The 15,816-nt window shown below is 39.3% G+C and carries 14 protein-coding genes; 7 read left to right on the top strand and 7 right to left on the bottom strand.

Annotation, left to right across the window (positions count from 1 at the left end; all coding sequences use genetic code 11):
• The 3 genes from CK510_RS13075 to CK510_RS13065 all read right to left on the bottom strand — a co-directional run.
• Positions 1–1,138: glycosyltransferase family 4 protein (locus tag CK510_RS13075; protein ID WP_095722126.1), on the bottom strand; the 1,138-nt coding region annotated here is incomplete at its 3' end.
• 341 nt (positions 1,139–1,479) lie between these two features.
• Positions 1,480–2,538 carry a zinc-dependent dehydrogenase gene (locus tag CK510_RS13070; protein WP_095722125.1) on the bottom strand — a complete coding sequence of 353 codons (1,059 nt, stop codon included), beginning with the start codon at positions 2,536–2,538 and terminating at the stop codon, positions 1,480–1,482.
• A gap of 291 nt (positions 2,539–2,829) precedes the next feature.
• Complete coding sequence (locus CK510_RS13065; protein ID WP_095722123.1) at positions 2,830–3,255, bottom strand: Pepco domain-containing protein; 426 nt, start codon at positions 3,253–3,255, stop codon at positions 2,830–2,832.
• Positions 3,256–3,335: 80 nt separating this feature from the next.
• Here CK510_RS13065 and CK510_RS13060 point away from each other — a divergent pair, with 80 nt between their 5' ends.
• The 6 genes from CK510_RS13060 to CK510_RS13040 all read left to right on the top strand — a co-directional run bounded on the left by CK510_RS13060 (position 3,336) and on the right by CK510_RS13040 (position 10,318).
• Positions 3,336–5,234 carry an SUMF1/EgtB/PvdO family nonheme iron enzyme gene (locus CK510_RS13060; RefSeq protein ID WP_095722122.1) on the top strand — a complete coding sequence of 633 codons (1,899 nt, stop codon included), beginning with the start codon at positions 3,336–3,338 and terminating at the stop codon, positions 5,232–5,234.
• A gap of 108 nt (positions 5,235–5,342) precedes the next feature.
• On the top strand, positions 5,343–5,531 hold the full coding sequence (locus CK510_RS13055; RefSeq protein ID WP_095722121.1) for a hypothetical protein: 189 nt from the start codon (positions 5,343–5,345) through the stop codon (positions 5,529–5,531).
• A 329-nt stretch (positions 5,532–5,860) separates the two neighbouring features.
• Positions 5,861–7,624, top strand: coding sequence for an FAD-dependent oxidoreductase (locus CK510_RS13050; protein ID WP_095722120.1), 1,764 nt, complete (start codon positions 5,861–5,863; stop codon positions 7,622–7,624).
• A 106-nt stretch (positions 7,625–7,730) separates the two neighbouring features.
• Entirely contained in the window at positions 7,731–7,952 is a 222-nt protein-coding gene (patX, locus tag CK510_RS13045) for a heterocyst-inhibiting protein PatX (protein WP_095722119.1), read from the top strand.
• Positions 7,953–8,332: 380 nt separating this feature from the next.
• Positions 8,333–8,482 carry a hypothetical protein gene (locus CK510_RS31745; protein WP_158224897.1) on the top strand — a complete coding sequence of 50 codons (150 nt, stop codon included), beginning with the start codon at positions 8,333–8,335 and terminating at the stop codon, positions 8,480–8,482.
• 1,086 nt (positions 8,483–9,568) lie between these two features.
• Positions 9,569–10,318: a LabA-like NYN domain-containing protein gene (locus CK510_RS13040; protein ID WP_245912125.1), complete on the top strand. Its 750-nt coding sequence runs from the start codon at positions 9,569–9,571 to the stop codon at positions 10,316–10,318.
• Between the two features lie 237 nt (positions 10,319–10,555).
• Here CK510_RS13040 and CK510_RS13035 read toward each other — a convergent pair whose 3' ends face one another.
• The 4 genes from CK510_RS13035 to CK510_RS13020 form a co-directional block, all read right to left on the bottom strand.
• A complete protein-coding gene (locus CK510_RS13035) occupies positions 10,556–11,341 on the bottom strand; it encodes an FHA domain-containing protein (protein WP_095722118.1) in 786 nt (261 codons plus the stop codon).
• An 89-nt stretch (positions 11,342–11,430) separates the two neighbouring features.
• Positions 11,431–11,994 (bottom strand): tRNA (N6-threonylcarbamoyladenosine(37)-N6)-methyltransferase TrmO, encoded by a 564-nt coding sequence (gene tsaA / locus CK510_RS13030; RefSeq protein WP_095722117.1) that lies wholly within the window; start codon positions 11,992–11,994, stop codon positions 11,431–11,433.
• Between the two features lie 76 nt (positions 11,995–12,070).
• Entirely contained in the window at positions 12,071–13,330 is a 1,260-nt protein-coding gene (locus CK510_RS13025; RefSeq protein ID WP_095722116.1) for a DNA double-strand break repair nuclease NurA, read from the bottom strand.
• Positions 13,331–13,494: 164 nt separating this feature from the next.
• Complete coding sequence (locus tag CK510_RS13020) at positions 13,495–14,250, bottom strand: TetR/AcrR family transcriptional regulator (protein WP_095722115.1); 756 nt, start codon at positions 14,248–14,250, stop codon at positions 13,495–13,497.
• A gap of 329 nt (positions 14,251–14,579) precedes the next feature.
• On the opposite strand from CK510_RS13020, the gene CK510_RS13015 reads away from it, so the two are divergent.
• Positions 14,580–15,572: a Rieske 2Fe-2S domain-containing protein gene (locus CK510_RS13015; protein WP_095722114.1), complete on the top strand. Its 993-nt coding sequence runs from the start codon at positions 14,580–14,582 to the stop codon at positions 15,570–15,572.
• The last annotated feature ends 244 nt before the right edge of the window (positions 15,573–15,816 follow it).

Genomic DNA, 15,816 nt, shown 5'->3' with positions numbered 1-15,816 from the left:
AGTTAGCAGTTACATAGTCGCGACATTGAGAACGGGATGGAATATCGATTTTACCCAACAAAACCTGTTCCAAAGTATCCGCGATCGCATTCTCATCTGCTGAATCTGTAATCAATTGCGGAGAAAAATTTTGTAATATTTCTGGCATTCCTCCAATTGGCGTACAAATAACTGGAGTGCCACAAGCTAATGATTCAACTATTGCTAACCCAAATCCTTCAAATGATTGACTGGGCATTATACTCAAGTCTGCGGCTTGATATGCTACAGGCAAATCTTCATCGGGTAAAAATCCAATAAATTTTACATAGTCATCAAGTCCAAGTTCTGTAGCTTGTTGTCGTAATATATTTTCTAAAGGACCTCTTCCGGCAATTGCCACCCAAACATCGGGTACTGTATGCTTAATTTTAGCGATCGCATTTAATAATTTATCGATGCCGACGCGATTTACTAAGCGACGGGATGTAAAAATAATTTGACGGTCTTGTTGCCATCCTAACTTGGTACGGGCTTGTTGACGCGATAAGTTAGGTTGAAATCTTTCAATATCAACTCCTCCGGGAATAACATGGATTTTTTCCCAAGGAATTTGATAGTCTTGATGGAGGACATTACCAAAAGCTTTACTCAAAACAATAAAGCGATCGCATCGATTATAGGTTCGCTGTTCGATTAACCATTTTTTGATTAAAAAGCTAATTTTCGACCCTTTAGTTTCTCCTATACCTTCAGATGCCCAAGGACCATGAAAATTAAATGTAACAGGAACTCCTTTCGGTAGCAAATCCAAAATCGGAAAGCTGTACAGTGCAAAATGCAAATTTATAGCGTCGGGTTTTTCTCCCCTTGTTTTCCGGAAGTTGGAACGACAGGAACGTAGTCGCTGCAACATCGATTCATCAGCAGAAGCCAAATTAGTAAACTGAATTGGTAAATTCGCTTCGACTTCTGGTAAATCAATTCCGCAAAGTTCAATGTGGTCTTGATTTACAGCTAATTGGTGGGTTAAATCATAGATATACCGTTCCAAACCTCCAGGTGTTTTTGGAAACCATCCTAAACCAACACACAAAATTGATGCTGGTTTCAAAAGATAGTCTTTCTCATTAGCATTCACCGAAACCTCTCCTAACATTGCCATTCTCGCATCTCTTTCTCTTTACTGGATATTCTACTCAACCAATTACTTTTGTGTCTGGGATTTCTCAGTCCAATAATCAATCGATATGATTTGCTTTTACTATCTTTAAATTTTAAGTACGGCAAGTAAATTTTTAGCCTGAATCCAGATAGATTTTATTCCCAAACCTCAGATATAGATGAATCCATATTAATCCGCGTTTATCTGCGTACCCTGCGGGTAGGCACGGAGTGACTTCCAAAGGTAGCTGCATTAGACGAGCGTACATCGGAGAGGTTGCGGTAGGCTAGCGAGACTTCTCGCAGAGTAGCGTCTATATCTGCGGTTTTTAATTCCTATTCGCCAAACTCCGGATAAATCAAAATTTTATAAGTTTCCGATGTTGGTTGAACCGCTTGTGCAACAGCTTTCGATAAATCTTCCAGAGAGATGCGATCGCTAATCAATTCTTTCACATTTATCCGTCGATTAAATACAATATCAGCAGCGAGACTTTGGATTTTAAATGATGAACTATAACTACCGATCAAGTCGATTTCTCGACGATATAAAATATTCGGATTGATCGGAATTTCGATTTCATCAGGAAATTCAGCAAAAAAGAGGATTTTTCCACCTTTACGGGTACAATCCAAAGCTTGAAAAAATGCCTTTTCGCTAGGAACAGCAAGTAAAGTCACATCGACTCCCATACCATTCGTAAGTGCATGAATTTTGCTTTGTAAATCAGCATCTCTGGCATCAAAAGCAGCTTCCGCACCAACATGTAAAGCCTTTTCAATTCGAGCAGGAATTAAATCGGTAGTTATTGCCTTTGCACCAAAATATTTCACCAACATTACAAACATTAACCCAATTGGACCCGCACCTGTAATCAAAACAGTTTGTCCAGGTTGAATATTTGCCTTTTTTACCGCTTTGAGACAGCAATTCGTTGGTTCCACAAAACTTGCTTCCTCAAAACTAATATCATCGGGAATGGGAATTAAACCCCCGCTATTAACAATATGTCCCGGAACCTTCACATACTCAGCAAAACCCCCACCACTAGGTACAAAACCCGCAGTCGTGACAATATTTTTATAGGTATCGCACATCGAATAATTTTCATTTAAGCAATAATCGCAGCGCATACAGGGAATATGGTGCATGACAGCAACACGCTGCCCAATTTCCCATTTTTTCACATTTGCACCCACTCCAGCGATTACTCCCGCAGTCTCGTGTCCAAAAATCCGGGGAGGTTCATATAAAGGATAGAGAATTTTTTTGATATCAGATTGACACAAACCTACTACCTTAACCTGTACCAACACCTCATCAGGTTCTAGGGAAGGTACGGGGATTTCCTCATAGGAGAGATTGTTGACACCACGAAACACCTGTGCTTTCACGTTTATTTTCCCTGCGACGTTCCGTTTATAGGTGTAGCACTTTCTGGGGATTTTGGGATAGATTGCGATCGCACTACTACTTATGGGATACTGCAAACGCTCGCAACGACTGTAAATATTTTTGTCCATCTACTTATCTTGTGGAATGGGCATCTTGCCCGTTAATCTAAATTATGCAGGCAGGATGCCTGCTCCACAAAATCAAAACTTGCATTTTATTTAATATGCACTCCTTAGAATATCAGCTTTGGATAAACAAAAAGTTCAGTTTTCAAGCATTTTTAGTAGAATTCACGATCGCCGTTTAAATTTGAATGTCATCGCGCCTTTCCCACCAACTTTTCCACCACCTAAACCAAACAAACTAACTTGTCCTTCTCCGTTAATTTCCACGGATAATTCGACTTCATCTAAATGCATTTTGGAATTTGGTGTTTCCGCTTCATCCAACATTTCCCGCATTGCTTGCAAAAATCCCCGCATTTCCTGCTTGAGTTTTGTCACCTCAACTTTGCGACGTTTAATTACAAGTTCACCTTCTTGTTTAGTAATAATTATTTCTTCTTGAGTTTCCACACCAAGTCTACCGCCAATATCACCCGAGCTTCTGGAACCACTACGATTGACAACTTCTTTTGAGGTGGATTTTTCAGCTATTTCTTCAGTAATAATCCAGATGTTTTCCGGAGTTTGTATCGAATCGGTTGTATCTGACATGGTATTAATAATTAGTTTTGATTATTTGTGGTTACGTGTAAACTGTTTTTGATGGTAGCAGATTTTATCCAAATGGGGATATGGGAAAAAATTGGGCGATCGCAATCGGGATTAACAATTACGATAATTTACAACCTCTCAAATATGCCCAGCGCGATGCTGAAGTTATGGCTACTTGGTTTGAGGAGGAAGCGAAGTTTGACCAAATTTTTCTTTTTACAGAAAATTCTCCCCCAATTCCTGCCAATCCACCAATAGTCACTCAACCTACCAATGCTCGGTTTCGCCGATTTTTGAATCGCCAGTTTGAAACACCTTTACTGAATCCAGAAGATAATCTCTGGTTTTTCTTTGCTGGACATGGAAAAAGGTACAATGACCAAGATTATCTAATGTTTCCCGATAGTGACCCTACAGATAGCACGACGGCTATTTCTGTGGATTATGTAACCCAGCGATTGCGACGCTGTGGTGCGGATAATGTGGTGTTGTTGTTGGATGCTTGTCGGGATGAAGGAAGTCGGGGAGGATTGCGAATTGGTGAGGAGGAACATCAAGGGGTAATTACGTTTTATTCCTGTACTGCGAATCAACAATCCTTTGAAATTGATGAATTACAGCATGGTGCGTTTACCCATATGTTACTGGAAGGATTGCGGTTACAGGGAGAATTTAGTTGTGCGACAGTTGAACGATTAGACCAATATTTGCGCTACAACGTCCCAAAAATCAATTCTAGTCACAAAAAGCCGCCACAAAATCCTTATTTAAAGGCAGAACCACCTTACAAAATGTATTTTATCTTGTTGAAGCAAGCTGCCAGACTTCAGGATGTTCTTTTATTGAAGTACCAAGCATCTCAAGTTGAAAACAAGGGTGATTTACCATTAGCCAAGCAATTGTGGAAAAGAGTTGTAGTGGCTGTAGGTTATGATTCAGAAGCATTTGAAGCAATTGAAAGGATTGCCAGACGGGAAATACAACCTGTTACAAATCCAAATTCTCAACCAGATATTTCAATTACCCAACCAGTAACCTCCTCAAGGGGAGATACTCCAAATTCTCCCCCTTCCCTGCGAGGGAAGGGGGTTGGGGGGTTAGATTCTTTCCAGTTTGATGTGGTGACGGTAAATCAACAAGGAAAGGAAGTTAACCGAGAAAAACGCGAAGCTGAGTATTTTCGTGAGGAAGTGGGAAATGGTGTCAGTTTGGATATGGTTTATATCCCTGCTGGTAGCTTCATGATGGGTACGGAAGATGCAGAAATAGAAAGACTTGTCAAAAAATTTAATTGGGATGGTTATAGAACAGAAAAACCACAGCACCAAGTCACTGTTCCCACCTTTTACATGGGAAAACACCCAATTACTCAAGCACAATGGAAAGCTGTTGCAGCACTACCCAAAATTAACCGCGAATTCAAACCAGAACCATCTCACTTCAAGGGCGATAATCGACCTGTAGAACTAGTATCTTGGTATGATGCGGTGGAATTTTGTGCCAGATTATCCAAGCATACAGGTAAACAATACCGTCTCCCCAGTGAAGCTGAATGGGAATATGCTTGTCGTGCTGGAACCACAACACCTTTCCACTTTGGCGAAACGATTACTAGCAAGTTAGCCAATTACGATGCTACAAATACCTTTGCTGAGGAAGCGAAAGGAGAATACCGACAACAAACTACTCCTGTTGGAGAATTTCCTGCCAATGCTTTTGGTTTACACGATATGCATGGAAATGTTTGGGAATGGTGTCTTGATGATTGGCACGCTGATTATAAAGGAGCGCCAAAAGATGGCAATCCTTGGTTTAACGATAAAAATAATAACCTTTATCAAAAAACTGGAAATGCAGTGCTGCGTGGTGGTTCTTGGAACTACACTCCAGGAAGCTGTCGTAGTGCCCTCCGCCTTTACAATACGCGCGAGAATCGTAGCTACAATGTTGGTTTTCGTGTAGTTGTAGTTCCTGCGTGAGGACTCTTGTTACCCTTTACACTTTTCCCCTCTTGCCCTCTTCTCTTTTATTTTTTACCCTTCCAAAGCGTAACGGAGTGGAGCGATCTAAAATTTTTCGCGAAAAATATGCTAACTCAAGAAACCGGGTTTCTCCCCCACGCAAAAGCTCAAATTAGCACGAAAGAACCAGAAACCGGGTTTCTCTGCCAACGCAAAAACCCCAGTCAACCCACAAAAATGTTTCTCCTTTTTATTTTCCGTGCTGTGAGAAATCGGGTTTCTAGTTTTTCTGAATCGATTCAATATTTCCCGTGAGGGAGAAACCCGATTGCTGAGATTTCTTCCTACGTTGTAATCACATTTGTATCAAACAACCTAGAAACTAGGTTTCTCCCCCACGCAAAAGCTCAAACCTGCACAGATTCCCGACTTCTAACTATGCTTGTTGTCAGATTTTAGATTTTCGCGCAGAAGTTGGGAATCTTGAACCCATGCGATAAGCAAAGCTTAATGCCAAAGGCATATCGCACCAAATAACCTTATAGAGTATTCAAACCTACTCTCAGCGATCGCACATAACTTTAACCTTGCATAATCACAACCTCGCTGGGAGAATATGTCGAAAACCAGTGGCAAGTTGAATCATGACTCATCAAACATACACAACAGATGTACTAGTCGTCGGGGGAGGAACAGGAGGAACCGCAGCTGCGATCGCATCTGCCAGAATGGGTGTAAAAACGATGTTGGTGAGCGAATTTTCCTGGTTGGGGGGAATGTTAACTTCCGCAGGTGTTCCCGTACCCGATGGCAATGAACTCGCAGCATGGCAAACTGGTATATGGGGTACTTATCTGCGGGAATTAGAACAGCGTCAACCTGGTGGTTTAGATAATAGTTGGGTGAGTTTTTTCAGCTACGAACCCCGCATTGGTGCAGAAATATTTGCCGATTGGGTAGGAGAATTAGCAAATCTCCAGTGGATTTCTGGATATATACCTTTAGAAGTACTACGGGAAGGTAATTGTATCACAGGTGTTAGGTTCGCAGATTTCACCGTTAAAGCCAAAATTACCATCGATGGGACAGAATTAGGCGATTTATTAGCTTTGGGAGAAATACCCTATCGCTGGGGTTGGGAATTACAATCAGAATTTGGAGAACCTAGCGCACCTATTAAATTTAATTCTCTCACGCAGAGATATCCCGTCCAATCTCCGACTTGGGTTGTAGTTATGCAGGATTTTGGGGAAGAAATTGCTCCTTTAATTTCCCCTGCTCCAAACTACGATGAATCGCGATTCATTGGTGCTTGGGATGGTTATGGGGCTGAGAAATTCATGAATTATGGACGCTTGCCGGGAAATCGTTTTATGATGAATTGGCCCCTCAAAGGGAATGATTGGGGTAATGGTGTTGGTAGATTAATTGAGTCGGCAGCGAAACGTCAAGAATTTCTGCAAGAATGCTTTTACCACAGTCAAAACTTTGCCTATTTTATTCAATCACAACTCGGTCGTCGCTACGGTTTAGCTGAAAATGTTTTTCCCAACTCCTCTTCCTTTGCATTACATCCCTACTTCCGGGAAAGTCGTCGTTTAATTGGTTTAACAACGGTACGTGAACAGGATATTTTACCTATCCTTGGAGGAAATGTTGCAGCTTTATACCCAGATGCGATCGCAATTGGTAATTACGCAAATGACCATCATTATCCTGATGTCAAGTTTAGCTTACAACCAAAATCAATACGCTGGGGTGGACGTTGGACGGGTACTCCTTTCACTATTCCCTACAGATGTTTAGTTCCTGCAAATATCGATGGTTTTTTAGTTTGTGAAAAAAATATCTCAGTATCCCATATCGCAAATGGAGCAACTCGACTTCAACCTGTCGTTCTTGGTATCGGTCAAGCTGCGGGTATGGCAGCCGCATTATGTGTCATCGATAATGTCACTCCTCAGTATTTATCCGTAAGCAAATTACAGAACATCTTATTAGAAAATTCACATACACCTACTGCGATTACACCACTTATTAACTTACAGTTAAGTCATCCCGATTGGTTACATTGGCAAAAGTATTACCTAGACCATCCTTCTGACTATCCTGCAAGCGGTTATTCTCCCTCCTCAGATACAAAGCAGTATTTATACGAACTTAATAATTCAGTACAAATACGTAGGCAACAAGAATTTGTAGGTACATTTGAGTCACTGAGTCAGCAGGATTACAAATTTAGGGTTATAACCCCCTCTGAATATGAAGGAGAGACTTGGCAATTAGTAACTTTGCGATCGCATATCAATTCTAGGTTGGAAACAATCGGTAATGGTGAGTTACTAAAGCTTTGGGGCAGTTATAATTCCGCAGGTAACTGGTTAATAGTAGAACAGGTAGAAGTGTAATCCAGTTTATCTCTAAGTAAAAAACAATACTTTTATAAAAAACATCCGGGTGCAGTAAAGGGAACTAAGTAGTAATTGATGGAGAGTTCTAAAACTAACATCTGTTATGCGTACTACTATCTCACTTTTAATCACAACAATCTTTCTCGGTTCCTTAACCATCAGCTACCAAAATCTGTCAGTATTATCCAGTGAAGCTCCACAGTTAATGGCTTCTAAAGTCAAGTCAGGAGCGGCTGGAAAGAAACCGAGACAGCCAATTCCTCACCGTGGTAGCGGTCGCCGCGAACTAATGGAATATTCGGTTTTCAGTGATTATTCAGTCTAAAAAGTATTGTTCATTACTTGCGTAGCCTACTAATTGAATGTCACAAAAGTAAATTAGATAGCTAGCATCACGGTCAGTATTAATAAATTTGTTACAGCTAGTTTAGCGTATCAAAGAACAATTGAGACTGAGGCTATGACAGTATTTTTCCTGTACTTACTGTATTTCCTGAAAAAGCATTGTATCTATTGCAAGTTTTCAATCCTTGCTGTATTCACGCAAGCAAAAGTCAATAACTCAAACAACGCCAATCTAGCTAAATTTTGTGATAAATTACTCTAATCAATGTCCTTGAATCGGTTTCTAAGAAGGCAATACAGCAAGGTTTAATCAACCAACTATTGATGTTTGCAGTGAACAACCTTTTCAATCGAGAATTCATGGCAAATGCATTCTGGGTTGTGTTGTGCGTTCTTAATACTGTATTCTTAATGCTGGGGACATTAAATTTGGATTGTTCCGGTGTTTGGGGAAATCGCTTTAAGCAAATCCCCAATACTTATTCACGCTTTCTAGCTTGTCGTTCGTAGTCAATATTTTTTGGGATTAAAAAGAGAGCTACTTCGGTTCGCTTTGATTTTGCAGTTCCCATTCGTCTGTTGCTGCAATCAGAGTTATACTCAAAACGGATAGAATATAAACCTTTGTCATGCTGACGAAGGTACGTTCCACGTTCCCGCAGGGTAGCATCTAAAAACTTTTAAGGTACTTGAAAGTATATTCTTAACCCGTTCTTAGTATATCCAAACAATATATCTCTCGGTTTGAGATTAGCTTGTTAATTGGATTTGAATTATTTTAACTTGGTAATTTATAGGTATTTATTGTAGCAAGTATTTCTGCTGCAATATTGATTTGCCGCGATAACTGCAATTTATGAGTGAACCAATCATATCGTTTGTAAGGTTACTGCTATCAAATTGGCTATTTTTTATTTGAGAAGTACCCAATTATTAGTTATTGATTTTGGCTAAAAGACTTGCACATAAATAATTATGCGTCATTTCTTCAGTCCAAGCAATAAATCTTAAGAAAATATAAAATTTAATGACTTGCCATTTTTATAATGATATATATTCCAATGACTCTGCTACTATCAAGCTAAGAACCTGATACTTTGCCCGATACCCCAACGTTGTAACCCGCATTTTATAGTCGAAATTTTGTAGTCGAAATAGTTACTGGCAGCTAATCAAACAATAGCGAACAATATTTTTCCGTAAAATAATTAAAATTTGGATATTTTTTGTTTATTCACAGTCTAAAAGTCAAAGAACAGCAAAAAAGAAAGAAAATATTAATTTGTAATAGCGGGGAAAAATGTGAGGTATTGAGAATCCTTGATGATTTTTGGCTTAAATAGGTTAAATTGCTTAGATGATTAGACTCGCTTTGTCAGGCTTAGTGTTAGATACTGAGAATTATTCAAGACCCTATATTTTTAGCTTACTTTAGAAAAAAAAGATGATAAACCTCGTCCATTTTGAAAGCTGGAGTTTTGTATAAGGGCTTATAATTTGGTTATAGCTTGAGTTATAAGGTTTACCCTAATTACAAAAAACTACGGTTCTCAACGTAGACGTGGTTTAATGATGTATCCAGGAGCATATTTGTAAATGCAACTACTTCCACAGCCTCGACATAATAAACACCGTCCAAAATTAAGTTCCGAGCAAGCGCTTGAGGAATACCACATTCGGGGTATTGAAGAAAAAAGAAATATAGATATTATTAATAGTGAGCCATTTATTGCAAAAAAACGCTACTCAGTTCCTATGGAGCATCAAATTACACCTAAGCTAATGGAACTAGGCTCTAATGATAGTTTCCCAGCTGTGGGGACAAGAGAGAAACGTAACTCTAGAAAAACCGCAAGCTCGGAAAATGAGGAAAAGGTTGCGATTTTTATTGATGGAGCAAATCTTTTTTATGCGGCGATGCATCTTAACTTGGAAATAGATTATACCAAGTTATTGCGCTCTCTAACAAAAGGGCGACAGTTATTGAGAGCATATTTTTATACTCCTGTAGATAATGGAAATGACAAGCAGCAGGGGTTTTTATTATGGATGCGTCGCAATGGTTATCGGGTATTTACTAAGGATTTAGTGTATCTTCCTGATGGTTCTAAGAAAGCCAATATGGATGTGGAAATTACCGTAGATATGCTGGCTTTAGCGAAATACTGCGATACTTTAATATTGTTAAGTGGTGATGGCGATTTGGCTTATGCGGTAAATGCGATCGCATATCAAGGAGTACAAGTGGAGGTTGTCAGCTTGAGTTCGATGACTAGCGAAACCCTGATTGATGTAGCTGATTCTTACACCGATTTGGATGAAATTCGCGAAGAAATTCAAAAATAGGGGATTGGGGATTGGGCATTGGAAATAAAAGATACTGTTAGTTTCTCCTGCCCTTCGGGAACACCAAAAAATAAATTCTCCATAATTGTAGGGGTGGGAAGACCCCACCCTTCGCGTGATAATGTTGGTAAGTATATGATTTGAATATTTTATTTCCTGGAACTCCCTTAGGAATTAAGAACTAGAGACGAGACGACTTGATGAGTCGTCTGTACAAGGAATAATTTTTGGCTTTGCCTACTTTTTCAAAAATTTGGGAAGCGATCGCAAATCTTGTAAACTATGATTAAAGGCTTTTCCTGTGGTCATAAGTTTGTAACCTGCTACGAACAAAGCGGCAGATGCAATAATTGCCAGTAAGTTGATCGAAGCGAATACATTACCTGTAAATAAGATTAAAGCGGCTCCCAGTGCAATTAAAACCCATCCCCAGTTACGATTAAAGCGACGCTGGAATAAGAATACAGTACCAGCCACACATAACAATACACCAGGAATACGCACAAAGATACCAACTTGGGTACTAGCTGCCACAATAATTATTGAAGCAACCATCAAAGCCAAACCGACAACTTTACTAGTTTTATCAATTGAATTTCCCTGAGCTTGCTTGGCAACTTGGGGTTGAAACAGCGTCTGACTCGTTTTGAGTGGTGAACTTTGCTTGTGTTGAAAAATCAAAGTCACCTTATTTTCCCTACCCAAAGAGATGCGATCGCTTAAATTTAATAAATAGCGTTTTTTTGGTTCCAACACCACATCATTCAAATAAGTACCATTCACACTACCCAAATCAATCAAGTAATAATTGTTGCCATCACCTTGAATTTCCGCATGTTGACGGGAAACAATATCAGTTCCCGCTAAATCAGCAAGATTGATATCCGGTACTATTAATTCATTCGGTTTGCCAATACGAATAACTTCTTGGTTTGCGGGTAAATCAAACGAGCGATTCGACTGTACATGTAATAATTCTAAAGTCAAATTAATATTGTTGACAGTTTCTATATCTTCTTGCATAGCTTTAATCAATTAATTTTGAGTCACCATACCTCAGATTGATACAATAACCGCAGATGCATAAATAATAAATATTTTTTGCGGTAAAGTTATCTAAGGGTATTTTTTCCAAATATATCAATTTCCTGTTCTTGGGTATTGTCCATCTCATTCACATAACCACAACTGGCATCAGCAAAAGCATCACAATAGGGGACATAAGGTTTAATATCTAAAATAGGAGTTTGGTCAAGCAAATCAATACCCTCCACATGCAAAACCAAACCCGCAATTTTTATTAGTTTAACAGCACTAAGTCCAATCGGATTAGGACGATGAGGTGCGCGAGTTGCTAGAGTACCTCGACGAACACGGGGTCCTCGTGGGAGAATCACTGTGGGATTCCAGTGTTTATTCAGATGTAGCCAGGAAATTACCCAAATACGTTCAAAACTTTCCAAATCCTTAAGCGCGATCGCAGGTATGACATGGGGGAAAAGTTCAATTTGCGCTAACACTGGTTGATAATCTGGAGGAAGCGATCGCAATTGAGATTGTCGTGGTGTACCGTGTCTTTCTTTGTAAGGTGAATGTACGACACCAATAGGGTTTAAGCTAATTTCAGTGGGAAAATTCACAGCTTCGATATAGTCTTTCGGGGGAAATTTCGGCATGTTCCATAATTTTTGTACATTCCTACCATCTTAAGTTAACTTTTCCCAGTAACATCTGTGATTAACCATTACCAAATCAAGCAATACTTCCTCGTTTTCTCGCTTCCTTATACGAAGTACCGACATTTTTCAAACCAGCTTTAATCATTTGTCGCTCCAACAACGAAAAGAAACGGGTTCTATCCCCTCCTCTTACCACAGCTTGATTATGTGCTTCTGCGATCGCAACCGGATAACCGTAACCTTTTTGTACCTGCGCTAACGTTAATCCCAAAGCTTCATTAAATAGCTCCGTATCTTCCGCTACCCAGCATGGTATCTCAATCCGGGCAACTTCTGTACCTACATGGACATAGCAAAAATAAATTTGCTGGTCTTGGTATAAATCCAGTATTTTCGCATTACTCTTCCACAAAGGTCCTCGCTGTCCGGGTTTGAGTTGGGTTGCCCAGAGAGAACTATCACGAAGTGGGTCAAAAACTTTACACGGTACTTTATCAAGTTGATTTGGACAAAAACTCATACAGTCGGGAACAGGATGAGGACATACAGCCAAACGTAAAAAATTCGTCGCTTCCACATTCCGAGAAGCACTCAAATAGCCCATCAAAGGGACTTTTGCATCTTTCATTTGCCCCCAAGCTTCGAGAATGGGAGGTAAAATAGTTTCCCTAGCTTCCAGGGGAACTTGTTCGAGGAACCAGTAAATTAACGAACCATCCACCATTGCCAAAGTAGGGATTCTAGGGGGAGAAGTGGGGGATTCTGAGGGAGAAAACAGAGGCAGATTTTCTGTGGTTTTCGCAACCTTATTCACGATCGCATCTCCATTGACAACAGCACAAGACAACTCTGCCAACACAGTAGCTTCACTCGCTGTACGCAGAAAACTCATCCATTCTTCGGTACGAATACCCCATTTGCGGGATGCGTACAAATCTTCAGGACGGTAAAATACCTCTGGCAAACTGTCGAGGAGAGGGTGTTTATTTTGTCCGTAATGTAAGACAACCCTACCAATATTCAGCAGATAGCAATAAGCAATTTCGTGGTGATTAGGTGCTATTTGCGAACCATCGGTAGCAATAACAGTATGTATTTTTGGTGGAACCGGAATATCAATGCGCGTATTCAGGGGTTCAATTGGTGTAGCATTAGCAAAGAGAATGCGATCTCGCCATTTATCTTGTTTCGCGACTATCTCATCTTGCCGTGTAAACGAGTTCTGGAGGTGTTTTTCTGCCAATTGCAACCGCTTTTGACTTGCGATCGCTTCTTCACTCAGATGTTGGCTCAATCCTTGGATTTGTCGGGTCAGTTTCGTTAAATCAAGCATATTATTAATAAGTTAGGAATTAGGAATTAGGAATTAATAATTAGGAATATTATATAACCGCCAAGTCGCCAAGGTCGCCAAGAAGAGAAGGAAAGAAGTTTAAGACTGCCATAACTATATTCCCTTATTCTCCCCGCCTCTGCGTGAAATAATTATTCTCTGAACTACCTATCCAAAAACTGCCTCCCACAATCCTTGCAGAGATATCGCTGTTTCCCATGCCTAAATCCATTTTTAGACAGATTCCTCGAATCACACTTAGGACAAACTATCATTACTTTATCATTACTTCTCTCCCCATCATAAGGAAGTAGATAAGCAATCAATAATTCCTCAATCTGCTGAAAAATCTCTTCCCGATGTACTTCCGAACCACGTAAAGCAACAACAATCAGCGCATTTGCAGCTTGCACACAAACCTCAGCAAGCAAATTACATTTTTCCTGACAGAGCTTTGGATTACGTGCTTTGAGTAAATTTGCCTGAAAATCAATTCCTTGTTGCGTCAAACTATCGTCGATGCGTTGAAACATCGTCTTAGAAGTGAAATATTGGATAAACACTAACCTTGATGTAGGTTCCTCAAAAACTTCTTTGTAGATTCCCACCATCGTTTTGATAAAATCTGCAAATGGCAGTTCAATGACATTCAGATTACTAATTTTTCCCCAAGCTGCACTAACTCGTTCCAGATGACGCACTTCTAAAGCTTGAAAAATTGCCAATTTATCGGGAAAAAACTGATATAGCGAACCAATCGCAGTATCCGCACGAGATGCGATCGCATTCATTGTCGCAGCTTCAAATCCAAGCTCATCAAATACCTCTACTGCTGCGTCGAGAATACGTTTGACACGCTCTTGACTGCGCTGTTGCTGCGGTTGACGACGCATTTTAGAAGGTTCGGAAGGTGATTTCATTCAAACAAACCATAATTTTGGATTCTTGGGGATTAACGATTATTAACCCTGATTCGAGGTATTGAATTCGTAGGGGTTAACGGTTGTTAACCCTTATTTTATATATTTACCCTTAATTTTATTAACCCCAATTCTCGGCATTGGAATCGAACAAGTATTCTAATAAACTATTGACAAACATGAACTGTTCCTCATATTCTTAATATACAAGTGAATAATTCATCACAATTTTAATTTTTTGAAGACACATCTAAAAACCCAACTGCTGTTTCCTGAATAGAAAACAGTTCAACTTTGTATTTGTTTTAAAAATAGGGAGAAAATTAATCATGTCAATGCTAGAAGGTTCACCTTGGTTAATAGTACATAAATCAATGCTAGCTGTAAATAAACCTTTTAAAGTATCGCTTTACGGCAAAGATTATGTATTGTGGAAAGATGCAAAAGATAATATTAACGCTTTAGAAAATGCCTGTCCTCACATGGGGGCAATGCTTTCAGAAGGTTGGTGTGAGGAAAAGGAAGATAAAGCGAGTGTTGTTGTATGTCCTTTTCATGCGCTGGAATTTGATGGTTCAGGATGTACAGTTTTACCGGGTTCCCAGAAAAAAAGCTTGCCTCAATTAGAAAAATTAGACTTGATTATTCAAGGTGATTTTATTTGGTCTTACGGTGGAAAAGAACCCAAACAAGTAATACCAAATATCTTGAATGAAATTGCAGATGAATATGATTTTATTGGATGTACTGCCGATACTAGTATTAAATGTGATTTTATGTCACTACTACTAAATATGCACGACTACAATCATCAAAATGGTACACATAAATCACTCTTTAAAATTCAAGAAGTCAACTTTGAGAAATTTATCGATAACGGACACCATTCACATGCTTATCTTAATATGCCGATCGCATTAAGTAGTTTACAGGAAAAAATGAACAATCCTGGCTTATTTCTATTTCCCAAAGTGCTTAAAGCTCATTTAGAAAATTACTTTCCATCGGTTGTGATTCTTCACGGAGAAACAGGAGCAGGTATATTCAAACAGGTTCATTTATTTGTACCAGAATCACCAATGCGATCGCGCACTTATTGTATGATGTTTGGGTTAGCAAAACACCCAATATTCAACCTCCTCAAGCAAAAGTTTCTAGACTTAGCCAAAGTAGTCATCGAACAGGATTCTGATATTTTAGGTAAGATTTACCCGAATTCACCGCAAAAAATTAAGTTAAATAATGAAGTGGGAATAGATTGGGTAAGACGAAACTTTGATAATTATCCGCAGATTGTCGAGCCAAATCTATCTAGAGCATAACCATATCCTCGACTTCTCAGCAGAAGTTGGGGATATAAAGCTGAAATTTTTACTGATGATATATAATACTTCTGTAAACTTGTTTTTAAGTACAAGTCCAGGTTTCAGAAAGCTGATTCTCGTATGATATAGAACTCCTACCTGATTCCTGAACGAGATTTTGAATAAAATCCTCAGAAAATGGTATTTTCAGTCTCAGTATGAGTTCAAAAATCAAATCGTATTCCTATATATATATATAGAT

This window comes from Brunnivagina elsteri CCALA 953 (assembly GCF_002289455.1).
GTDB lineage: Bacteria > Cyanobacteriota > Cyanobacteriia > Cyanobacteriales > Nostocaceae > Brunnivagina > Brunnivagina elsteri.
This window is presented reverse-complemented; position numbering and strand designations above follow the sequence as displayed.